The 22,249-nt window shown below is 56.1% G+C and carries 20 protein-coding genes and 2 rRNA genes (1 of these 22 only partly in view); 12 read left to right on the top strand and 10 right to left on the bottom strand.

Annotation, left to right across the window (positions count from 1 at the left end; all coding sequences use genetic code 11):
- Window positions 1-6: 6 nt before the first annotated feature.
- Window positions 7-864 carry an SDR family oxidoreductase gene (locus tag DW349_RS01900; protein WP_108127541.1) on the bottom strand — a complete coding sequence of 286 codons (858 nt, stop codon included), beginning with the start codon at window positions 862-864 and terminating at the stop codon, window positions 7-9.
- 97 nt (window positions 865-961) lie between these two features.
- Here DW349_RS01900 and DW349_RS01895 point away from each other — a divergent pair, with 97 nt between their 5' ends.
- A complete protein-coding gene (locus DW349_RS01895) occupies window positions 962-1,387 on the top strand; it encodes a winged helix-turn-helix transcriptional regulator (protein WP_108127539.1) in 426 nt (141 codons plus the stop codon).
- A gap of 244 nt (window positions 1,388-1,631) precedes the next feature.
- On the opposite strand, the gene DW349_RS01885 is transcribed toward DW349_RS01895, so the two are convergent.
- A complete protein-coding gene (locus DW349_RS01885) occupies window positions 1,632-2,762 on the bottom strand; it encodes a glutamine synthetase (RefSeq protein WP_108127536.1) in 1,131 nt (376 codons plus the stop codon).
- A 236-nt stretch (window positions 2,763-2,998) separates the two neighbouring features.
- Between DW349_RS01885 and DW349_RS01880 the strand changes: the two genes are divergently transcribed.
- Window positions 2,999-4,588, top strand: a complete 1,590-nt coding sequence (locus tag DW349_RS01880) for an alpha/beta hydrolase (protein ID WP_232819391.1) — start codon at window positions 2,999-3,001, stop codon at window positions 4,586-4,588.
- Between the two features lie 377 nt (window positions 4,589-4,965).
- On the opposite strand, the gene DW349_RS01875 is transcribed toward DW349_RS01880, so the two are convergent.
- The 3 genes from DW349_RS01875 to DW349_RS01865 form a co-directional block, all read right to left on the bottom strand.
- Window positions 4,966-5,370 carry a VOC family protein gene (locus tag DW349_RS01875; RefSeq protein WP_108127534.1) on the bottom strand — a complete coding sequence of 135 codons (405 nt, stop codon included), beginning with the start codon at window positions 5,368-5,370 and terminating at the stop codon, window positions 4,966-4,968.
- Window positions 5,371-5,476: 106 nt separating this feature from the next.
- Window positions 5,477-5,713: a GlsB/YeaQ/YmgE family stress response membrane protein gene (locus DW349_RS01870; protein ID WP_108127532.1), complete on the bottom strand. Its 237-nt coding sequence runs from the start codon at window positions 5,711-5,713 to the stop codon at window positions 5,477-5,479.
- A gap of 150 nt (window positions 5,714-5,863) precedes the next feature.
- A complete protein-coding gene (locus tag DW349_RS01865; RefSeq protein ID WP_108127530.1) occupies window positions 5,864-7,510 on the bottom strand; it encodes a methyl-accepting chemotaxis protein in 1,647 nt (548 codons plus the stop codon).
- Between the two features lie 272 nt (window positions 7,511-7,782).
- Between DW349_RS01865 and DW349_RS01860 the strand changes: the two genes are divergently transcribed.
- Window positions 7,783-10,281, top strand: coding sequence for an EAL domain-containing protein (locus DW349_RS01860; RefSeq protein WP_108127528.1), 2,499 nt, complete (start codon window positions 7,783-7,785; stop codon window positions 10,279-10,281).
- Here DW349_RS01860 and DW349_RS01855 read toward each other — a convergent pair.
- Window positions 10,275-11,063 carry a hypothetical protein gene (locus DW349_RS01855; protein WP_108127526.1) on the bottom strand — a complete coding sequence of 263 codons (789 nt, stop codon included), beginning with the start codon at window positions 11,061-11,063 and terminating at the stop codon, window positions 10,275-10,277. The genes DW349_RS01860 and DW349_RS01855 overlap by 7 nt on opposite strands.
- 79 nt (window positions 11,064-11,142) lie before the next feature.
- Between DW349_RS01855 and DW349_RS01850 the strand changes: the two genes are divergently transcribed.
- The 4 genes from DW349_RS01850 to DW349_RS01835 all read left to right on the top strand — a co-directional run bounded on the left by DW349_RS01850 (window position 11,143) and on the right by DW349_RS01835 (window position 14,342).
- Complete coding sequence (locus DW349_RS01850; RefSeq protein ID WP_232819390.1) at window positions 11,143-11,796, top strand: alpha/beta family hydrolase; 654 nt, start codon at window positions 11,143-11,145, stop codon at window positions 11,794-11,796.
- A 221-nt stretch (window positions 11,797-12,017) separates the two neighbouring features.
- Window positions 12,018-12,500 (top strand): peptidylprolyl isomerase, encoded by a 483-nt coding sequence (gene slyD, locus DW349_RS01845; protein ID WP_108127524.1) that lies wholly within the window; start codon window positions 12,018-12,020, stop codon window positions 12,498-12,500.
- Window positions 12,501-12,612: 112 nt separating this feature from the next.
- Window positions 12,613-13,722 carry a GGDEF domain-containing protein gene (locus tag DW349_RS01840; protein WP_157954462.1) on the top strand — a complete coding sequence of 370 codons (1,110 nt, stop codon included), beginning with the start codon at window positions 12,613-12,615 and terminating at the stop codon, window positions 13,720-13,722.
- Window positions 13,719-14,342: a hypothetical protein gene (locus tag DW349_RS01835; RefSeq protein ID WP_115667126.1), complete on the top strand. Its 624-nt coding sequence runs from the start codon at window positions 13,719-13,721 to the stop codon at window positions 14,340-14,342. The genes DW349_RS01840 and DW349_RS01835 overlap by 4 nt, the downstream gene beginning before the upstream one ends.
- A gap of 41 nt (window positions 14,343-14,383) precedes the next feature.
- Here the strand turns inward: DW349_RS01835 and cls are convergent, their stop codons facing one another.
- Both cls and DW349_RS01825 read right to left on the bottom strand, forming a co-directional pair.
- Window positions 14,384-15,820, bottom strand: a complete 1,437-nt coding sequence (gene cls, locus DW349_RS01830) for a cardiolipin synthase (RefSeq protein ID WP_108127518.1) — start codon at window positions 15,818-15,820, stop codon at window positions 14,384-14,386.
- Between the two features lie 83 nt (window positions 15,821-15,903).
- Complete coding sequence (locus DW349_RS01825; RefSeq protein WP_108127516.1) at window positions 15,904-16,701, bottom strand: SDR family NAD(P)-dependent oxidoreductase; 798 nt, start codon at window positions 16,699-16,701, stop codon at window positions 15,904-15,906.
- A gap of 110 nt (window positions 16,702-16,811) precedes the next feature.
- Here DW349_RS01825 and DW349_RS01820 point away from each other — a divergent pair, with 110 nt between their 5' ends.
- The 5 genes from DW349_RS01820 to DW349_RS01800 all read left to right on the top strand — a co-directional run bounded on the left by DW349_RS01820 (window position 16,812) and on the right by DW349_RS01800 (window position 21,026).
- Entirely contained in the window at window positions 16,812-18,080 is a 1,269-nt protein-coding gene (locus DW349_RS01820) for an RsmB/NOP family class I SAM-dependent RNA methyltransferase (RefSeq protein WP_108127514.1), read from the top strand.
- Window positions 18,081-18,142: 62 nt separating this feature from the next.
- Window positions 18,143-18,880: a glucosaminidase domain-containing protein gene (locus DW349_RS01815; protein ID WP_108127512.1), complete on the top strand. Its 738-nt coding sequence runs from the start codon at window positions 18,143-18,145 to the stop codon at window positions 18,878-18,880.
- Window positions 18,881-18,939: 59 nt separating this feature from the next.
- On the top strand, window positions 18,940-20,136 hold the full coding sequence (locus DW349_RS01810) for a pyridoxal-phosphate-dependent aminotransferase family protein (protein WP_108127510.1): 1,197 nt from the start codon (window positions 18,940-18,942) through the stop codon (window positions 20,134-20,136).
- A gap of 24 nt (window positions 20,137-20,160) precedes the next feature.
- Window positions 20,161-20,649 (top strand): DUF2306 domain-containing protein, encoded by a 489-nt coding sequence (locus tag DW349_RS01805; protein ID WP_198650572.1) that lies wholly within the window; start codon window positions 20,161-20,163, stop codon window positions 20,647-20,649.
- 14 nt (window positions 20,650-20,663) lie between these two features.
- Window positions 20,664-21,026: a VOC family protein gene (locus tag DW349_RS01800; RefSeq protein WP_108127508.1), complete on the top strand. Its 363-nt coding sequence runs from the start codon at window positions 20,664-20,666 to the stop codon at window positions 21,024-21,026.
- Window positions 21,027-21,095: 69 nt separating this feature from the next.
- On the opposite strand, the gene rrf is transcribed toward DW349_RS01800, so the two are convergent.
- Both rrf and DW349_RS01790 read right to left on the bottom strand, forming a co-directional pair.
- Window positions 21,096-21,211 (bottom strand): 5S ribosomal RNA (rrf, locus tag DW349_RS01795).
- Between the two features lie 241 nt (window positions 21,212-21,452).
- A 23S ribosomal RNA gene (locus tag DW349_RS01790) occupies window positions 21,453-22,249 on the bottom strand (it continues 2,090 nt past the right edge of the window).

Genomic DNA, 22,249 nt, shown 5'->3' with positions numbered 1-22,249 from the left:
TCTTTCTTAAGCAGCCAACGCCGCTTTAATGCTTTCAGAGATCGGCGTCGTCGGGCGGCCGATCAACTTACTCAGTGTTTTCGAGTCATCAAACAACTCGCCACGGCTGGCACCAGTTTCTGAATCCGCCAGCATCTGCGCCAATCCTTCCGGCAATCCCACCTGCTGCAAAAACGCCTGGAAATCGGCCTGGCTTTGGTTGGTGTAGCTGACTGGCTTTCCGCTGATCTTGGCCAGTTCTGCTGCGTATTCACTCAACGTAAACCCTTGATCACCCGCCAGCTCATACACCTTGCCTGCATGTGACTCAGAGCCGGTTAACACCGCAACAGCGGCGGCGGCGTAATCCGCACGGGTAGCGGTGGCAATGCGGCCATCACCGGCGGCACCAAACAAGGCGCCATGCTCCACCGTCATCGCTGCGGTGCCGGTGTAGTTTTCGCTGTACCAACCGTTGCGCAGCAATACAAACGGCAAACCACTGGCTTGCAATGCCTGCTCGGTGGCGAGGTGTTCCTGCGCCAACATCAGACTTGAGGTATCCGCACGCAGAATGCTGGTGTAAGCCACCAAAGTGACGCCCGCCTGAACGGCCGCGTCAATCATGGCCCGATGTTGAGCCGTGCGCTTGCCAACTTCACTGCCGGAAATCAGCAGCAGCTTTTTCACGCCCTTCAGCGCCGGCAGCAGGGTTTCCGGTTTGTCATAATCGGCCTGGCGGACCTGAACGCCCTGGTCGGCATAGCCGCTCAACGTCTCAGGCTTGCGGGCCAAGGCAACAATGTCGCTGGCCGGGTTGGTTTCTAACAATTGGTTCAAGACCAAACGGCCGAGTTGGCCACTGGCGCCGGTAATAGCAATCATCGGGTTCTCCTCAATGTTTAATCAGACTGGTTATCCAGTGGCGGGCAGATTAAACTCAGCACTAACTAAAAGTAAGTACCAACCAAAAGGTTAGCTCATGTCGACTCAACATTCATGGCGCAGCTTGTCGGGCGCATTGGCCCGAGGCGATATATTTGCCAGTCAATGCCCGTCTCGGCCGGTGTTACAACACCTCACCAGCCGCTGGGGGGTGATCGTGCTTGCGGCTCTATCCAGTAAACCCAGCCATCGCTTCAGTGAATTGCGCCGCCTGATCGGCGGTATCAGCGAAAAAATGCTGGCGCAGACACTGCAGCAGCTGGAACGGGATGGTTTCGTGGCGCGTGTCATGCATCCGGTCTTACCGCCGCATGTGGATTACAGCTTGACGGCCCTGGGTGAAGAAAGCGCCCGGCTGGTGACTCAGCTGGCGGATTTTGTGGAATGCCATATAGAGGAAGTAACGCGGCATCAGACGCGTTATGACGAAACCAGAACTGAACCCTGGAATCAGGCGAAATAACAGCACTGGTTCCATAGTTCAGCCGGCGTTAGAAGCGAAAATTGCGAACCAATCTCCGTCTCCCGCAAGTAATGTCGGTTCATCCATTCGAGTCCATCATTTATTAATTCGCTGGTGGCCGCCTCTGCCAGCGTGGATGTTTTCTGAATAATTCTGAGTGTCTCAGCCCGACAAAACATCCCTGTCAGGCGCATCGATTTCATAATTAACAGCGGCCTGGATAAAAACTCTATTCGCTCGGGCATTAGCCGTTTAAGACCAGATCGACGTATTCCCCGCTTTCGCTGTCTTCCCTGTCAGTGAGTTCGGATTGGGAGTCGTCTTCACCCACCGAAAGCGCACCAAGTAAATACTGAGCAATTCGATACGGATCGGCATTGCCTCTGGGTCGCCGATCAACCAGATATCCGCAACGTTGTTGAACCACCTGCAATGGAATTCGGATTGCCGACTGTCGGCTGGTATATCCAGCAGCGTAATCTTCCGAGCGATAAAATTGATGCTTGAATTCCTGGCTGGTGCGGTCGATCGATTCCAACTCTTCCAGTACCGAAACCAGGTGTTGAATTTCATCCATTCCAAAACGCGGATTTCGGGTTTTCCAAGTCGAAATTCCGGTCGCCAATGGGCTTTGATCGCCTTCGGCATCGTAGCAAACCACGCAGCCAACGCGTTCAGCCACCCGTTCCAACAGATAGCGCGCCAACCACAAATCGTCCGCCATTCGCAGCGCGCCATAGTTTTCATCCAGGCCGCGATACCCCAACTGGAAAAGCCATTGCTTTGATGTGGCGCAGGCGTGCCAACTCGCTAAAGGCAACCCGGCGTCCAGGCATGCCAGCGCGTGTTGTTCAACTATGTCACGAATGGTCACCTGCACACCGTCGCCGCAACGATAGGCGACCGATGTTTCACCCTGCGATTGCAATAAAAGTGATTCCTGACAATGCGGACCGTACAGGCAATACGATTGCTCAAACCCCATCCAGAGTTGATTGCCCGCCTCGTACCGCTGAATCATTTGTTTTAATCCGGCGCGGTGGTTGCTGGGCTGAGCATACCCTTCGGCATCGGTTGTTTCGCAGAGCAATAAAAAATGGCGGCCCAGTTTTAATGGATTGCGGTACCAGCGAACCGGCGTTAAGTAAGCTTCATCACAAGGCGATTGAAGTGCAAATCGACCGTCAAAGGTCCAGCTTGGAAAATGACTCAACTGTGGCTGATCGGGAATGACCAGATACCGTGTTTTGCTATTGATCCGAGTGACGAATTGACTGCTATCGATCCATATATATACGACCGAACAAAGTTCCTGACTGCGATTTTCGTTCATTACTTCACCTTTCAAATAAATTTCTAACTTCTCTGGTTGCATTCGATATTTCTTCCGATTAAGAATGCGCTCCGTGATCGAGTTTCCACTCCACTGTCGACTCCATCACACCCTCTTCCAACCTTCATCCCTGCTTCCAGAGCGACCTCCTTTACCGAGGTAATCTAAAGCCTGGCCGTTTGACGAAACGTTTGAACGATCGTGGAATTTAAAAAACGACGTTTGAAATTCGCCAGTGTTTTGGATGCTTTTACATTCATAGAAGCAGGAAGACCAAAATGACTTTATCCATTAAAACCATGGGCGAATTGAGCATCTATTGCGACGGGCAAGCGGTGGACATGCCACCATCCAGACGCACTCGCGCGCTCCTGGCATACCTCGCCCTTACCGCTCGGCCGCATCGTCGTGATCGCTTGTGTGAAGTGTTCTGGAAACTACCGGACGACCCGCGCAGCACCTTGCGCTGGTCACTGAGCAAAGTTCGTCAGATGGTCAATAGCCCCAACAAAGAACGCCTAATGGCTGACCGCGAACGGGTGTCGTTGCTCACCAACGACATCAAAATCGATATCCGCGACATTGAACTGAAAGCAAACGATCCATTCACGCCCATTCATGAACTGGAAACCCTGAGCAAAACGTTGCAGGAAACTTTTTTGGAAAGCATCGATTTGCCAGGCCAGGAGTTGTTTCAACAGTGGCTCATCGCTCAACGACGCGAGGCGTCTCAATTGCGAGCCAAGGTTATGTACCGGCTGTCGAGTCACCCGGATTTGTCACAAGCGGATCGTTTAAAATGGGCGCGCACCTGGGAAGAAACAGAGCCTTTTAATCCAGCTGCGGCCACCCGGTTGATAACACTGTTAGAGACCTTGAATCAGGTTCAGGAACTCAGTGTTCTGTCGGTTGAATTCATCAAGCGATTCCGTTCGGCCGGTATTGCCTGGTCGCCAAAAGACCGTATTGACGAGAGCGCAGACCCGGGTGAATACACGCCGACACTGCCCAGCAGTAAAAACCTGCAATCACGCCAGCGCATTCAATTCTGCACAACGACCGATAAGGTGCGCATCGCTTATGCATCGGTGGGTAACGGCGACCCCATTGTTAAGGCCGCCAACTGGCTGAACCATTTGGAATACGATTGGGACTCGCCCATCTGGAGCCCGCTGTTCAGAGACCTGGCGGTTGACCATCGTTTTATTCGCTATGACGAACGCGGTACTGGCTTATCGGACTGGGCGATTGACGATTTATCATTTGAAGCGCTGATTACCGATTTGGAAGCCGTGGTCGACACCAGCGGTGCCGACCAGTTTACCTTGCTTGGCATCTCACAAGGCGCCGCTGTGTCCATCGCCTATGCGGTTCGGCACCCGGAAAAAGTCAGACACCTGGTACTGTTCGGTGGTTACGCCATTGGCCCTGGTTTAGCCCCCGATCCGAACCTGAGGCGCGAACGCGAGGCCCTTATTACGCTGACTAAAAGCGGCTGGTCTCGCGAAAACCCGGCTTACCGCCAGATTTTTTCATCCACATTTATGCCCGGCGCGAGCGTCAGTGAAACCGCCTGGTTTAATGACCTGCAACGCGCCAGCACCTCGCCGCATAACGCCGCTCAATTACTCACTGTGTTTGATCACATTGATGTGCAGGATCTGTTGCGGCAGGTCCGTGTACCGACCTTGGTGATTCATTCGCGTGGCGATCAGCGTATTTCGGTAAAGAACGGTCTCGATTTGGCGGCGCACATTCCCAACGCCGAATTCCTCAGCCTGAACAGCGACAACCATGCCTTGCTGGGTAGAGAACCCGCCGCTCAGATTTTCATCCAGTCAGTTCGGGAATTTATTGCCAATCATTAATGGCTCTGACTGCGGCGAATGGCAGAAAAATTTCGATTTGGGAGGATTTATGGCTGTTTTTCAAATGGATTGCTCAAAATTTGAGCAAAATTCGGCAAAAAACAACGATTCTTAAAACGAATTTTCAAACGCCTCGTTGCCATACTGTGCTTGCTGGTTAAGGACATGGCCTGCCAGCAGTGGATGTTGAGGAATGGAAGCCTGGCATGGATGCCAACCTCGGGTGAAGTGGTGAGAACCTAGAAGCGATACGAAAGTGCGTCCCCTCACGCCGGTCCCCTAGAAAAGAAGATCGCAAATAGGCACGACTGAACCACACATTTGTAGCTGCAACGGCAACAAATGTGTGGTTTTTTTTGCCAGTTATTTTTCTTTGCTCAACCCGAAACGGCCGCCGGATCCATCCAGACTGCTTCCCATAGATGACCGTCCAGGTCCAGAAAGCTGCGGCTGTACATGAAACCATGATCCTGAGCCGGGTTAATATCAGCGACGCCCTTCGCACGACCTGCCGCATCCACCACTTCGTTCACGGCATCGCGACTTTCATAGGTTAACGCCAGCATGACTTCGCCAGCTTCAATCGATGGAATGGGGCGCTTGGTAAAGGTTTCCCATTTGGCGTGGGTCAGCAACATGACGTAGATGGTGTCGCTTAACACCATGCAGGCAGCGGTGTCGTCACTGAAGTTCGGGTTATTGGTAAAACCGAGCTGGCTGTAGAAAGTTTTGGCGGCATCCAGATTCACCACCGGCAGATTGACGAAAATCATCGGGTTCATGTGAGCTTCTCCTGATCATAAAAAAAGCCGCCAGAGGCGGCTTAATATTGTCGTTCCGACAGAACGGTTTTCGACAACAACCATAATAAAAGTGGCGATGTCAGGTTTAGCTCACCAAACGGACGATGTACAACAAGATAACGGACCCGACCGTTGCGGTAATAATCGACCCCAGCAAGTTCCAACTGGTGAAGCCAAACAGGCTGAACGCCAGCCCGCCAATAAACGAACCGACCACACCGACAACCATGTTGCCCAACAGGCCGAAACCTACGCCTTGAGTGATCTGCCCAGCCAACCATCCGGCCAGCGCACCAATCAACAGAAATACAATCAGATTCATCGTCCCTCCAAAGTGCCACAGCACAATTTTGTGTCGCTGAATAAAAACAACCCAGATTAACTGGGTTGTTTGTGCTCGCTTTGCAAGGCGTTAAAAGTTGATCAAATCCACAAAAATCAGTGTCCGATCAGAGCCCGCTGCATAAAGTCGCTACAGCTTAAAGCCATCCAGCACGGATTGGATATCCGCTGACTGTCGGGTTAACTCATCGGCGGCGCGATCAATTTTCTGTGAATTGCCGGTGTTTTCCTTGGAATAATCCGCAATGGATTGCAGGTTCTGGTTGATACCGGCAACGACCTGGCTTTGCTCTTCCGTGGCGGTGGCAATCTGCGTGCTGATGTCGTTGATTTCCTGCATGAACGCCTGAATTTTGCGGAAGGCGTCGGTCGATTCCCCCACATCCGTAACGGCTTCCTGCCCCAGTTCGGTACCGCGCGTCATGGTGTCGACCGTTTGGTTTACGCCCGACTGCAATCGCTCGATGCGTTCCTGAATGTCTTCTGTAGATTGTTGGGTTTTACTGGCCAACGAACGAACTTCGTCCGCCACCACCGCAAAACCTCGGCCTTGTTCGCCTGCACGCGCCGCTTCAATGGCGGCGTTCAATGCCAGCAAATTGGTTTGCTCGGCAATGCCACGAATCACTTCTAAGACTCCGGCAATGTTTTCCGCTTCTTCGGCCAGGTTGTGCGTTGCGCTGGAAGCTTCGTTCAGTCCTTGCATCAGCGTTTTCATGCGCTGATTGGCTTGCTCGGCACGCTCAGTGCCTTCGCGTACGCTTTCCAACGCTTCGTTGGCGCTGACCGCACCGCGTTCGGCATTGCTGGCAATTTCGCGCGCCGAACCGTGCAGTTCTTCAACCGCCGTGACGACCTGGTCCATCGACTCTTCTTGTTGCTGAGCCAGGTGAATGTTGCTGCGGCTGGCGGAATTCATCGTATGGCCGCTGTCCAGCAGTTGACGGTTCACCTGCGTCACGCGCGCCATGGAATGATGCAGTTTTTCCATCAGGTGATTGAAGTGCTCTGCCAGTTGGCCGACTTCGTCGCGCTGAACCAAGGTCAGGCGTGCGGTTAAGTCGCCTTCGCCGGACGCCAGGTCGCTCAGTCGATCCCGCAGATGGATGATCGGTCGCGACAACGACCGTGGCAGCAACACACCAATGGCAAGTATCACCAACAAGGCTAACGCCAGCTGCACCAGAAACGCATAAATGGTGTTGTCGCCTTGAGCGATGGCGCGGTCGCCCTGAGCCTGGGCTTCGGCGTTGACTTGCCGCGCCAGTTGGTCGATGCCGCTGTTGGCCTCGCTGAAGGCGGCTTCACCATCGGTGATGCTGATTTGATAAGCCACAGACGCCAGGCCATCGGTCGCCAGATCCAGAATCTCAATAGAGTGCGTTTCCCATTGCGCCAGGGCGGCGAGGATTTGATCCAGCAAGGTTTGGTTTTCAGCGGACTCCAGCAGCCCGCGTAATCGCTCAATTTCATCGCGAGCGGCCGCGATGCCACCTTCCTGCTGGTTGCGATAGGCGTCCATCTGGTCACGCGGGGTGCCCCAGTTACCGCCCTGAATGTAGTCTCGCTGGGCCACCAGCGCGCGATAGAGATTGGATTTGATGTCTGCCAGCGCTAATTGGGCCGGCTGAAAACGACTGATGAGAGTCTCGGAACTGGCATTTAAAACCGCCGTGCTACGAATCCCTCCAACCGTCATGACCAAGGTCATCAACAAGATGAGTGCCAGTGGCAGGCGGACCTTGTTGGCGATCGACAGATTTCTGAGCCAAGTCATGGGAATGTCCTGCAAGCAAATGAATGTGTGCTTCCGAATCTCCTTCCTTGAGCACCGGAAGCGGCAGTTTAGCCTGATAATCCACTGGAGGTAATCGGCCCTGCCTGGAAGGATTCGAGCCAAACCATGTTCCAAATAAAGAACGCTATGTTCCCCATTGTTCGGACGATCAATCTATCGATGGGAGACCGGGCAGCGGCGCGGAAAGCGGGCTAGACTGACTAAAAAGAGATCGTCTGAATGATCGCACTCAGTCGGAGCAAGGGCATTTGATGGCAGTTTGGTGTAGGCGGGTACTGTGTTGGCTGCTGGGCCTGGCTCTGGCGGGCCCGGCGTTGGCGTATCACAGTTGGTCGCCTGAGATGTCGAGCCGCTGGTTGACTGAGCCCGATGCCATCTGGGTAGCCGACCCCAGTCTCGGTCCCGATCAGGCCTGGACTGCTTTGCTCGCCGCCGACCAAGGCCAGACAGCGCCAGGCTTGAGCAGCCAGGCGGTATGGATGCGCTTTGAACTGCGCAATCTGGCGATCAACCAGCAGACCTACTATCTGAATAATGAGAACGCCATCCTCGAAGAGCTGGATCTTTATCTGTTCAGCGCCGATGGCGATCTGCTGAAACACCTTATTCTGGGTCGAAATCAACCGAACCTCGCCGAACGGCCCGCCCAAACCCGCTTTCAGGGCCACATTGAGCTGGTTGGACAGACGCAATACCAATTATTAGTGCGCCTGCGTTCCGACACCCCCATTGCCTTGGCAGTTCGGGTTACGCCCACCGCTCAACTGGACGCCATGGAGCGACAGCATTTCGCCACCGACTGGGCCATGTTCGCCGTTCTGACAACCTTGTTAGCGTTCAATCTGGTGCTGCTGTTCGGCCGACGCGATTCCACTCAGGGTTGGCTGGTCGCCTTTCACGCTTTATTGATCGTGTACGTCGGATCATTGCAGGGCTTCGGCCACCAGTTTGTGCCGGCCCAGTGGGTGTCCTGGTTCAGCCATCACATCCTGATGTTGAATTTCATCATTCTGCTGCTGTTGTTTCGCTTTGCGCTGGCCTTTCTCAGCCAGGGCGATCCGCCGCCGCCCAACACATTGCGTTACCGGTACGGCTTACCCGCCGCGCAGTTGGTGGGTGCTGCGGCCTCGTTGATATGGCCGGACCGCTACATCATGGCGCTGTTTGTGCTGTCTCAACTCTTGGTGATCGTGCCCATCCTGATGTTTGCCTGGCGCCAGGAGCGCGCTGGCTATCGACCGGCACGCCTGTTGATGGCGGCGCTGGTGGTTCAGGTCGTCGGTGGCGGCGTTGGTACCTTGGCGTTTGTCGGCATTTGGCCGGTGTCCGACCTGGCGCTGAACGCGTTTTTCATCTCGACCGTGATCGAGCTTCTGCTGATGGCGTTTGCCGTCGCCGCCAGGCTGCGCTTTCTGGAGGAGCGGCAACACTTTCTGCTGCTCACCGACTCCGCCACCGGCTTGCCCGGCCGGCCCTACATTGATCAGGAACTGGCCGAACGCTGGCAATCGATTTGCCGACAACTGGTGGAGCCGGTGGTGTTGCTGGTCCAGTTGAACGGCTTTCGAACGTTGTTGCAGTTGCTTGGCCCTGGTCTGGTTCAGCGGCTCAGCGTTCAGGCGCTGCACTATTGGAATCAGGGATTGAATGAGTTAGACGGGGTGGTGTCGTTGCCTGGCTACCGCAAAGCGTCGTTAGCGGTGTTCGCGCACGACAGCTTTCTGGTCATCGTCGATCAGCAACAACAGACCGACCTGAAAGCGCGTCTCGCCGCCTTGAGTCACCTGGAATTGGAAATCGATGGACAGAATTTTGAGTTGGAAAGCCAGGTGGCCTGTTTTCACGTCGGCACCCATCAACCAGAAGCCCTGGATGAGATTCTGCGCCGACTGAACGTGGCGCTGGTGAGCGGTCACCAACAAGGCCACTACTTCCAGTCGTACAGCCTGGAACAGGACACCGTATTCCAGCGCCGCATTGGTTTAGCGCAGGCCTTGCCGCAGGCGTTGCAGGCCGGTGAGTTGAGCTGCCATGTGCAGCCGGTGGTCGATTTGCACAGCGGCGAAGTCACTGGCGGCGAGATTTTATTGCGCTGGAAGAGTCCGGTTTACGGCGATGTCTCACCGGCCGAGTTTATTCCGCTGGCGGAGCAGATGAACCGTGTATCGACGCTGACCCGCTATGTGTTGGCGGAAGTCGACCGCTGGCAATCGGACCCGAGGTCGCCAAGCTGGCCGTTGTCGGTCAATTTGTCGGTGTTAGATTTGATCGCCGAAGTGGATGGCCGCGACCTGATTTCCTGCCTGGACGACATCGGTTTGGCGCCGCAACGGCTGAAAGTCGAAATCACCGAGACGATGGTGATGGAACAGACCGACCGCTGCCTGGATACGCTGGAGCGACTGCGCGCGCTGGGCTGCGCTTTGTCGATCGACGATTTCGGCACCGGCTATTCGTCACTGGCGTACCTGAGCCGCATTCGGCCGGATGAAATCAAGATCGACCGTGCCTTTATTCGCGCACTCAATGCGTCTTCGACCGACCGCCACATTGTCACCGCTATTGTGCAGTTGTCCCGCACGCTTGGCGCGGTGGTGGTGGCCGAAGGCGTGGAAGACGAAAACACCCTGGCGTTGTGTCGCCAATTGGGCTGTGACCGCGCCCAGGGTTATCTGATCGCCCGACCGATGCCGCTGAACCAGTTGCATGGCTGGCTCGAACAGCAATCGATCATTCACATTCCTCAGTGACAGAAGCGCACCGGCCAGGCCTGGTTGTTGACACCAACCCTCAGGCTCGTTGCCAATTGCAGACTTATACTACCCGACACCCGCAAGCCGGCCGTATCGACCGTGAAGTGCACCTCGTCTTCAGCGCGGGCAATGCCGGGGCGAAACGGCGGCGCCCAATTCACATCGTAGTTTTCCCACAGCGTGACGGTAACCGGTATCTGGCCGGCCAGATCGGCTTCGGCCTTGGCGTTGATTTGCCGCATCAAGGTCGCTAACGGCAGGCTAATGTCGCTGTCGTCCTGATCCAACGACAGGTTCAGCGTCCACCGTTCATCGCCGCAATAGGCGGTGAACGACCAGCCCCGAACCCGGTCGGTCTGGCCGCTGATCGCCAGCGTCAGTTCATCGTCCCGATTGAACACTTGCCCACTGACCTGCGCCTGCCCGTTCAACGCCACCGGCCCGGTGAGTGGTAATTCCAGCTCGGCTATTTCCGGCAACACCAACAGATAGGGGCCGGTTTCCGGGTCCAGCCGCACACCGTAATCGCCAGCTTCGACACCCGACAACATCGGCACCACTTCGCCACCGGCGGTGATGATTTCCGGACGTTGACTGTCGGCGTCCACACGGCGATTCCACTGCCCGGCGCGCAGCTCAGTGCGCACCTCCACCTGCCCGGGCTGATGATGGTATTCCACCGCCACGTTTAACTTCTCAACGTTGGTGTCCTGAATGGCAATGGCGCTGCAGCCTGTTAATGCCCCAGCGGCCAGCAAAGGCGCTATTGATTTCCACATCGGGTTCGTTACCTCAATTAAGTCGCCGCCAGTATAAGGAAATCGGCGTCGCTACACAGTGTGGCCGGCAGGGGTTAGCATGCGCGCTCTCACAGAACAGGACAGCGGCATGTTGAGCAACGGCCCCTCGCACGGCCCCACCTTGATTCTGGCGCATGGCGCCGGCGCCGGTATGGATTCAGACTTTATGGCGGTGCTGGCCGACGGCCTCGGGCAGGCGGGCATTCGCGTTGTGCGGTTCGAGTTTCCATACATGGCGGAACGTCGTCAGACCGGTAAAAAGCGGCCCCCGGATCGCGCCCCCAAGTTGCTGTCGTGTTTTACCGAAGTGCTGGAATCGGTTCGTCAGGACACCGATGCCGAGCCCATTTTCATTGGCGGTAAATCCATGGGCGGGCGCATGGCGACATTGCTGGCGACCGAGCAGAACGTTGCCGGCGTATGCGTGTACGGCTACCCGTTTCACCCGCCCGGCAATCCGGAAAAATTGCGCACTGATCACCTGGCGGATGTGACCAGCCCGGTACTGATTTGTCAGGGCGAACGCGACACCTTCGGCCACCGCGACGAAGTCGACGGTTACCAACTGCCGGCTCAGGTGCAACTGCATTGGTTGCCCGACGGTGACCACAGCCTGAAACCGCGCAAAGCCAGCGGGCTGACACTGGACGACAACCTCAGCGACGCCATTCGCCAAACGGTTGCTTTTATCCATCGGCATTCGGCCTCCTAACGCCGATAAAACGCCGTTTTCCGGCCGGTCCGTCCTTTTCTGACCGCCGGGGCGCTGGTATTCTTGCCGCTGTCTCGACACCGTCGCATCTGTGCTCCTTACCCTCAACGAGGGTACTCACTGGCCCGGACCGCAACCGGACCAAAGTCGGGGCCTCAAGGTCTTTCAGGCCATACATTCTCGGGTCGCAACCGCGCGGCCACCTCCAACAGGAGTTTCCTATGAACATTGCTGACCAATGCGTTGTCTCCATTCACTATGAAGTGAAGGATGAAGACGGCGTTGTCGTTGATTCCTCTGAGGGTCGCGAACCGCTGGTCTACCTGCACGGCCACCACAACATCATTCCGGGTCTGGAAAACGCACTGGCCGGTCTGGCCGTTGGCGACGATTTCAACGTCACCGTCGCTCCGGAAGAAGCCTACGGCGAACATCAGGACGGTCTGGTTCAATCGGTGCCTAAAGATGCCTTCCAGGGTGTCGACAAAGTGGAAGAAGGCATGGTGTTTACCGCCCAAACGGAAAGCGGTCCGCTGCAAGTAACTGTTACTCAGGTTGCTGACGACCTGGTCACTGTGGATGGCAACCACCCGCTGGCGGGCAAAGCCCTGAGTTTCAAAGGTTCGGTCACCGATGTGCGTGAAGCCTCGGCCGAAGAACTGGAACACGGCCATGTCCATTCCGGTGACGATCACGACCATTAATATCACCGTGTCAGGGCGTCTGCTGGCGCCTTGACAAGGTATTCAGCCAGAGGTCAATCTCACCGCTGATGATTGATCTCTGTCTTTGCTTTCATCAGCGGGAGAATCCAGTGTGAAAGTCTGGCCTATGGCGGTGCCCAGCGATGCCGAACTGCAACAGTTCGCCACCCGCATTCTGCTTTGGGCGTTGTTATTGGCTTATTTTGCCTACGCTGCACTGCTGCAACTGACCGAAACTCACCCCGCCTTCACGCTCTTCCCATTACTTTGCGCCGGCTTGCACCTGTTTGGCTTGATCGGTTTCTACTGGGGCAAAACCCTGTTCGCCGCCATCTGGCTGACGCTGGTATTGCTGTTCAATTTCACCATCATCAATCTGTTCGGCTTCAACGACGCCCAAGGCCCCGACTATTACTTCATCATGGTGCCGGCGTTGATTTTTATGATACTGCCGCCGCAGCAACGCGAATGGCAGATCAGTCTGCTGACGTTAACCCTGGCGCTGCTGACACTGTGCTTTATTGTACCGGAACCCACCGAACCCTGGTTGCTGCTGACCGATCGGCAAGTCTACGTGTTCAAGTGGTTTGATCTGGTGTTGTGCCTGCTGTACATGGCGATCACCTGTCGCTTTTTTATTCATCGTCTGCTGCAACAACGCAATCAATTGGAACGGCTGGCGCTGATCGACACACTCTCCGGTCTGCCCAATCGCCATGGCCTGATGCAACACCTGGCCGGCTGGTTTAATGAAGGTCGTCCCTTTTGCGTGTTGCTGCTCGACATCGACGGCTACACCGATCTTGGTCGCCGCCTGGGACAGGACGCCGGCGATCAGTTGATTCGCAAACTGGTGCAACGCGTGCGCACCGACATCACGCAGCCGCTGGTGATTGGTCGTTTCACCGAACATCAACTGATGCTCGCCAGCGATATGGACATCGACACCGACAAAGCGCTGGACCTGGCACAGCAGGTTGAAGCCACCGCCGGGCGACTGGCGTTTGATCTTGGCGGCCGCAGCGAACGCATTCAGGTACACATCGGCGTTACGCTCGCCAGCCCGGACGAACTGCCGCACGCCTTGCTGCAACGGCTCACACTGGCGTTGCAGCAAGCCCGTCACCAGACACCGCCCATTCAATGCCTGCTGGCTGAAACGGCACGTTCCAATGCCGACGTTAATACCGCAACCGGCGTGCAGTTGGCGCCACCTCTTTGAACCCGACCTTGATGCTTTGGTGCCGTCGCCTGTTGGCCATCGTCGCCCTAACGGCCATGCTTTGGCTGGTGTTCTTTGCCGATGGCAAAGGGCTGGTCATGAATTGGCTCGAAGCACGGGGCGCCTCTCCGTTCTGGGTGGTGTTGATCACGGCAACGCTTTACGCGCTCGCGCTGGCGGTGCCGTTTTTACCCGCCGTTGAATTGGGTTGGATGGTCATGGCCGCGCTTGGAACGCCGGGGATTTTAGCGATCTGGATGGCAACACCGCTGGGGTTGTTAATCGCTTTCACACTGGGACAAAACCTGCGCGACTGGCCGCTGATCCAACAACTGCAACAGCGCTTGGCGCTGGCGTTTCAAACCGCCACCGACAATCGATTGCGCTCACGTTTACTGCGTTTTGCCGAACATTATTTAGCGACACACCCGTACTGGGTGTTGGTGGTGCTGGTGAATTTGCCGGGCAACTGGATCATTGGCGGCGGCGGTGGAATTGGCATACTGGCTGGCGCTTCGGGGCTGTATCACCCGGTGAAATTTGCGTTGGTGCTGATCCCGGCAACTGGTGTTGTTGCCGTGGCGATGTTGCTTGGCATTCATACCCGGCCCACGGCATAGCGCTAAGTCCGAATTACTGCTCTCAAATTACAACACTTGGACTACAACAACGGACTGGCCAATTGCGCCAGGTTTTCGAAGAAGCGTTTGTACCAACGACGCTGCCGCCATTCCTGTAAATCCAATCGATGACTGACCGACAGATACCGATCAATCACACGACGCATATCCGCGTGGAAATCGGGATCGTCGACCATCAGGGTGGCTTCAAAATTCAGCCACAACGAACGCATGTCCAGATTGACGGAACCGACCAGCACCAGATGGTCGTCGATGATGACGCTCTTGGTGTGCAACATGCCGCCGGTAAAACGACGAATCTCCACACCGCTGTGCAGCAATTCATCGAAGAACGATCGGCCGGCGTATTGCGCCAAGCGGCTGTCGATGCGTCGCGGTATCAACAGCGTCACTTTCAATCCGCGCCGCGCCACCGATTTTAACGCCTGCAACAACGCATCTTCCGGCACAAAATACGGTGTGCTGATCACGACTTCTTCGCGCGCGTTGTGAATTGCCGTCAACAGCACCTGCAACAAAATGTCTTCTTCAAAAGCCGGACCGGTGGGCAGAAACTGCATCAGACTGCCGCCAGCTTGCGTCTGTTGCGGCCAGCTCAAGGCCGCTTCCAGCCGCGCACCGGTTTCCATCTCCCAATCGAAAATCATACTGCCTTGAATGATGGCGGCGATCGGGCCTTCGATGCGCACTTGCAAATCAACCCAAGGACCAAAACCGGAATCTTTTTTGAACCAACGCGGATCGGCCAGATTCATCGAGCCGTTGTAGGCGACGCGGTTGTCGATGCTGACCAGTTTGCGGTGCTGTCGTAAGTCCATACGCTGCATAAACATCCGCAATACGTTGGCGTGCATTACATCCAGAATTTCGATACCGGCGGCACACAAGGTGCGACACGCCTTGCTCGACAAAAACCGATTGGAACCCACGCTGTCGAGCAGCAAATACACCTGCACGCCTCGCGTTTGGGCAGCGATCAAAGCGGTGAGAATTTCGGATACCCGGCCGCGATCTTCCAGAATATAAAATTCCATAAAGATCCATTCGCGTGCCTGTTCAATGTCGGCCAAAAGCGCGTCAAAAACCGCATCGGCCTGATCCAGAATGCGCCAGTGATTGCCTTCCAGTGCTGGCATGCGCAGGCTGCCCAGCGTTAATTCCATGACCGGACGCAACGGAGAATTGATCGGTGCGGACACTTCCTGACGCTGGCTGACATCTTCCAGCCATTGGTTATAAAAACGGAATTGGGTGCGTGCGCGACCGGCACGGAAACGGCCGAGGTAGCGTTCACCAAAAAGGGAATAGAGGCTGACACCGAGCAGCGGCAGCACGTAGATCAGCAACAGCCAGGCGAGGGTGACACCCACGGCGCGGCGACGCATCAAAATGCGCAGGCTCAGGCCAACCAACAAGGCCGCGTAAAGCCACAGGCCCAGAGTCACAATCCAATGCATCGTTTCTATCTTGAAATGTCCGAGGCTAAGCGTGCCGCCTCAATGGGTACGGCACAAGTCCGGCTCGGCATTTTTGCGCAGAATCAGTCGGTTCCGTAGCGGGCCACTTTGGCGCGCGACATGGCCCAATGCAGTACACGCATCGGTACATGCCGTAACAGCGCGACAATCAGCCGGTAGTTCCAGCCCGGAACACACACGATGCGCCCACGCTGCAAATCCCTCCAGGACCGGGCCACCACCATGGGCGCACGCCAAGCGCGCATCAATCCATGCGACCGATAAAACCGTTCCGGGTCGATGCCCAACTTCCAATGAAAATCCGTCACGGTAAACCCCGGACACAACGCCTGAACCTGCAATCCCTGGCGGCCATAACTCAACGCCAGGGTTTCTGAAAAGACACGCAAAAATGCCTTGGTCGGTCCGTATAAAGCACTTTGCGGTGTTGGCAGCCAGGACGCGACCGATGCCACATTCACCAGCCGGCCCCGTTGCGCCAACAACAGCGGCAAAGCCGCGTAGGTCAACTCACATACGGCCTGAATATGAACATCGAGCAACGCCTGATGGGCGGCCCAATCGATGCGGCCAAAATGACCATCTTGGGCATAACCCGCGTTATTGATCAGCACATCCAGACGCGGCAATGACCGCACACGTTGCACCAATGCCTGGCGTTCGGCGGCAACGGCAAGATCGACCAGCAGCGGCTCCACAGTCACACCAAAGCGCTGCGTTAATTGTTCGCAGACCTGGGCCAGTTCGCGCTCGCGTCGCCCGGTCAGTATCAAATTGAAACCCTGTTGAGCCAGCAACTCAGCGTAAGCCGCACCGATGCCCGAGGTGGCACCAGTGATCAGCGCGAGGGGTGTTGTCATTGTTAGTAACCTCAGCAGCTATCTGTCCGCATCTTGCCAGACCCGGCTTGGCTGTGCAGCCACTGCCCCCTGCTCTATACTGCGCCGCCCAGACTGACACCGATTTTGTCATGACCGCACACGCCTGGCCGGGCTATCGCTGGCCGCATCTGTTTAAGCTGACCGAAGCTCTACTCCTGGAACCGTCCTGGCCGTCGACCGACCGTTGGCTGGCTGAACGTTTTCGCGTCGAAACCAAATTCGGCCGCAAAGACCGAGCGTTTTACAGCGACGCCCTGTTCCGGTTGTGTCGCCAGGCGGCCGTGCCCGTCTTTCTGCATCGACGCTGGTCGGGTGACGACTCCGACATCAGTGGCGACCGAATTTGGTCGCAACTCCAAACGATGTCGCCCGCCGACATCTGGAGTTGGCTGGTGATGATCGATGGTGCCGATTCGCAACTGCCCAAAGAAATCCACGACAGCGAGCAGCGTCGTGCCTGGCTCGATGCATTGCCAACGCCAGATCGTGACCTGCTCAATCAGTTGTTAACGAGTTGGCTGCCCGAGTGGAATGGTTGGCTGGACGAGCGTGCGCGGGTCAGCGATTGGTCGGCGGACGAGCAAGCTCAGTGGCTTAGCATGCAGAATCAACGTCCGCCGTTGTGGTTACGTCTCGCGTCAGGTCATGAAGACGCCGCGCAAGCCAGCCTGGAGCAGGCCGGTTTTGCAATCCAATCGCGACACGACCGGGCGCTCGCTGTTGCGGCCAAACCCGGTCTGGAACGCACCGATGCCTGGCAGTCGGGCTGGATTGAAATACAGGACAAAGCCAGCCAGGCCGTCGTCGAAACCATGGCGTTAAGTCGTGGCGATCACTGCTGGGACGTCTGTGCCGGCGCCGGCGGTAAAGCATTGGCGATGCTCGACGTCGTTCAACCCTCGGGCCAGGTATTGGCGACCGATATTCGTCCGGGTGCGTTAAATCAAAGCCGGCAACGCGCCGCCCGACTTGGATTGAATGGTCTGACCACGGCCGTTATGGACGGCAGCGAGTCGTTGCCCGATGCCGCGCCCTTCGATGCGGTATTGGTCGATGCGCCTTGCACTGGCGCGGGCACTTGGCGCCGCAGCCCAGATGCTCGGTGGCGACTAACCACTGAACGCCTGACCGAGCTCAACCATTTACAGGATGCCTTACTGAATCAAGCGAGTGGGGCGGTGACGACGGGCGGCCAACTGGTGTACGCAACATGCAGCTGGCTGGTGGCGGAAAATGAGCAGCGCGTCAGCGCATTTCTGGCGGCGCATCCGGAATTTGAACTGCACCAACAGCGGTTGCTCGGCGCACCATCTGAAGATGCCGACACCCTGTTTGTAGCGGTGATGATTCGCCGCTGACGGCTCTGCGCGCCGTGACGACCTTGTTATACTGCCGGCTTCCTATCTGGTAACGAGGTCTTATGACTCGATGGCTGTCCATCCTTGGTCTGCTGTTGCTGCTGGCGGTGTCGCTGGCCGCCGGACTGAGCACTCGCCCAACCACCCCGCCTGCGCCCGACTTTGCTCAATTCGCAGAAGGCGACGCCCGCAAACAAGCTTTCTTCGACTATTTTGAGCCGCTGATCGAGACCGAAAACCAAGCCATCCTGTCTAACCGCACCAAATTACAAGCGGTGGTGAACGCCGAACAGGCCAACTGGATTGAACAGCTCTGGCTGCGATTACTGGCGCATCGTTATGAAATGGACGATTTCGATGTGAACGATCTCAGCCACTGGCAGGCTTTACTGATTCGAGTTGATGGTGTGCCGCCGTCTTTGGCACTGGCTCAGGCAGCCAACGAAAGCGCCTGGGGAACGTCGCGATTTGCCGTCGAAGGCAACAACTATTTCGGTCAGTGGTGCTTTTCTCGCGACTGCGGAATGGTGCCGGAAGAACGCGACGATGACGCCCGTCATGAAGTCGCCCGCTTCGCCTCCGCGCAACAATCGGTCCGCTTGTATGTGAACAACATCAACACCCACTACGCTTACGCTCAATTGCGTGAACGACGCGCTAAATTGCGTGCGGCTGGCGCGGCTGTGACTGGTCTGGAACTGGCGCCGACATTGGTGAATTATTCACAGCGCGGGCAGGCGTACGTCGACGATATTGTCGCCATGATTCGCTTCAACAACTTGCAGGCGTATGACGATTAGTCGACGCCGCATGCTACCATCGGTTCGTCTTCCTGCCGTTTCACAGCGAGCCGCCCACGATGTTAGAAGTCCCTCAGATCGATAGCCTCAATCGCATTCTCCCTGAAGAACCGTTATTGATGATGGGCGCGGGACCGGTGCCCATTCCGGGTCCGGTTGCGGCCGCCAACGGCATTGTGATCAATCATCTGGGTGAATCGATGGCGCGAATCATCGATCAGGTTAAGCGCATGGGACGCTATATTTTTCAAACCGAATCACCCTGGCTGATGGGCGTCGCCGGCCCCGGTTCGGCGGCAATGGAAATGGCGGTCGCTAATCTGGTTTGGCCCGGTACGCGTGTATTAAGCATCCGCAACGGATTTTTCAGTCATCGCCTGGCGGAAATGTCGCGCCGCGCCGGTGGCGAGGTCGAAGAGTTGGAAATTCCGGACGGGCAGGGCGCCGATCCGGAACAGATACGGGCCGGGCTGGAGCGTTTTCGTCCGGCGGTTATGACCATGGTGCAGGGCGAAACTTCGAACACCACCCACAACGTCGAGTTACCAACCATTGCCCGCCTGGCACACGAATACGACTGTCTGATCATTGTCGATGCCGTCTGCACGCTCTCCACCATGCCGTTGGAAATGGACAACTGGAACATCGACGCGGTCATCACTGGCGGCCAGAAAGGCTTGAGTTCTATTCCGGGCGTGTCTTTGGTCGCTTTTTCCGAACGCGCTTGGGCACGCATTTCGGATCGTCCAATGCCCATGCCGCATTGGACTCTCGATGCCACCTTGGCCACCCAGTTCTGGCACCGTGCGTCTTATCACTACACAGCGCCCGTCTCGGGTTTGCTAGCTCTGCACGAAGCCATGCGGCTGGTGTGTGAAGAGACGCTGGAACGACGCTTTAATCGCCACGCGACCAGCAGCCAGGCGTTGCAGGCCGGTATCGAAGCCTTAGGGTTGAAGTTGTATGTCAGCCCCGAAGCGCGTCTGAATTCAGTGGTGGGAATTGCGCTGCCGGATGGCATCGACGCCAAAACAGTTTGCAATCACATTTCCAAACACTACCGCGTTGAAATTGCCGGCTCTTTTGGTCCACCCATTGTTCGTATCGGGCAAATGGGTGAACAGTGCAGGGTCCATAACCTGTTCCGAACCCTGCATGCGCTCGGATCAACGTTTAACGATTTGGGGCAATCGCTGGATGTGCCTTCCGGCATGGCGGAGTTGGAAAATCAACTGCAACGGCATTCACCCGAATAATAAAAAATACACAGGGAACGCCATATGACGACAAAGGATTATCGACAGCCAACCGATATCCGCTGGATGTTGTTGCCCGCGCTGATAGCGTTTTGGTTGCTGGTCGAGCTGTTGGTCTTGATCGCCAGACAACCGATCTCTCCGGTGGTCGCACTGCACGCTGCAACAGCCTTAACTGCAGTGCTTTTAGGCACGGTCGCGCTAAGTGCAACCAAGGGCAGCCGATTGCATCGTGTCGCTGGTTACAGTTGGATCAGCCTTATGTCCGTTGTCGCCATCTCATCATTCTGGATACGAACCCTGCCTTGGTTTCCCGGTGGTTTTGGTCCCATCCATATTCTCAGCGTGACCACTTTATGGAGTTTGGTCGGCGGCTTAGTCGCTGCGCGTCAAGGGCGGATACAAGCCCACCGAACGTCTATGCTAATGACACTCTGGGGTTTGCTGGGTGCCGGTGTTTTCACCCTGTTACCACATCGTCTGATGGGAATGATTGCCTGGGGCGGCTTATAAAAGGGAGAAAAACCATGAAAGTATTGAGCATGCGTTATTGCACCGTTACGCCAGAATCCACAGCGCTGCAGCATTTTTTCCGGTCGCTGGGATTAGCGCCTTTGCAGACCAAAACAGCAGAAGGGCAGGATGTATCCGACAATATTTTTCTGGCTGGCAACAGCTGGGTAGAAATATGGCCCGTCGGTGACGACATGCCTGCCGGAACCATGTTGCAGATCGTGGTAGACGATGCAGATGCCTTTGCTGAACAAGCTCGCCAACAGGGTTTGGATCCACAAGGTCCGATGGATGCTCACGGCGAGCGTATTTATTTTCTGGAAGCACCAACGGGGCTACCCGTATCATTTCAATCGCGTTTGAACTCACTCGATTAATTTGTAGCAGAGTTATTTCCGGCCCAATAAAAAGCCCCGAACCATCGCTGGTCCGGGGCGGTATTAAAAGCTTGACGATGACCTACTCTCACATGGGGAGACCCCACACTACCATCGGCGAGGCTGCGTTTCACGACTGAGTTCGGCAAGGAGTCAGGTGGTTCCACAGCTCTATGGTCGTCAAGCAAACTGGTTGGTGGCTGTCGTATGTGGCTCTCTAACGTCGGCATTCACTTTCTTTGCCTTCGCCTTGTCCTCGTAACAACGCACCCAATTCGCTCTGATTGACACGTTTTCTCGTTTGTCTCTCGCTAGCTTGTTCTTTCTAGCTAGCTATCTCTATCTGTCCGATCGTTCCAAGTGTTGCTCGTAGCTCTATCTTTGCTTCTTTGTTCGTCCAAGCCGCCAACACCCCTTGGGCGTTATATGGCCAAGCCGCACGGGCCATTAGTACTGGTCAGCTCAACGCCTCACAGCGCTTACACATCCAGCCTATCAACCAGGTCGTCTTCCTGGGCCCTTTAGGAGACTCGAAGTCTCAGGGAAAACTCATCTTGAAGGGGGCTTCCCGCTTAGATGCTTTCAGCGGTTATCCCGTCCGAACGTAGCTACCGGGCAATGCGATTGGCATCACAACCCGTACACCAGGGGTTCGTCCACTCCGGTCCTCTCGTACTAGGAGCAGCTCTTCTCAGTTTTCCAACGTCCACGGCAGATAGGGACCGAACTGTCTCACGACGTTCTAAACCCAGCTCGCGTACCACTTTAAATGGCGAACAGCCATACCCTTGGGACCGGCTTCAGCCCCAGGATGTGATGAGCCGACATCGAGGTGCCAAACACCGCCGTCGATGTGAACTCTTGGGCGGTATCAGCCTGTTATCCCCGGAGTACCTTTTATCCGTTGAGCGATGGCCCTTCCATACAGAACCACCGGATCACTATGACCTGCTTTCGCACCTGCTCGACCTGTCCGTCTCGCAGTCAAGCACCCTTGTGCCATTACACTAACCGCATGATTTCCGACCATGCTTAGGGTACCTTCGTGCTCCTCCGTTACTCTTTGGGAGGAGACCGCCCCAGTCAAACTACCCACCACACACGGTCCTCGCCCTGGATCACAGGGCTGAGTTAGAACCTCAAACTTGCCAGGCTGGTATTTCAAGGTCGGCTCCACATGGACTGGCGTCCACGCTTCTAAGCCTCCCAGCTATCCTACACAA

The organism is Saccharospirillum mangrovi, assembly GCF_003367315.1.
GTDB lineage: Bacteria > Pseudomonadota > Gammaproteobacteria > Pseudomonadales > Natronospirillaceae > Saccharospirillum > Saccharospirillum mangrovi.
Note: the sequence above shows the minus strand (reverse complement) of the source record. Positions and strands in the feature narration are given on the sequence as shown.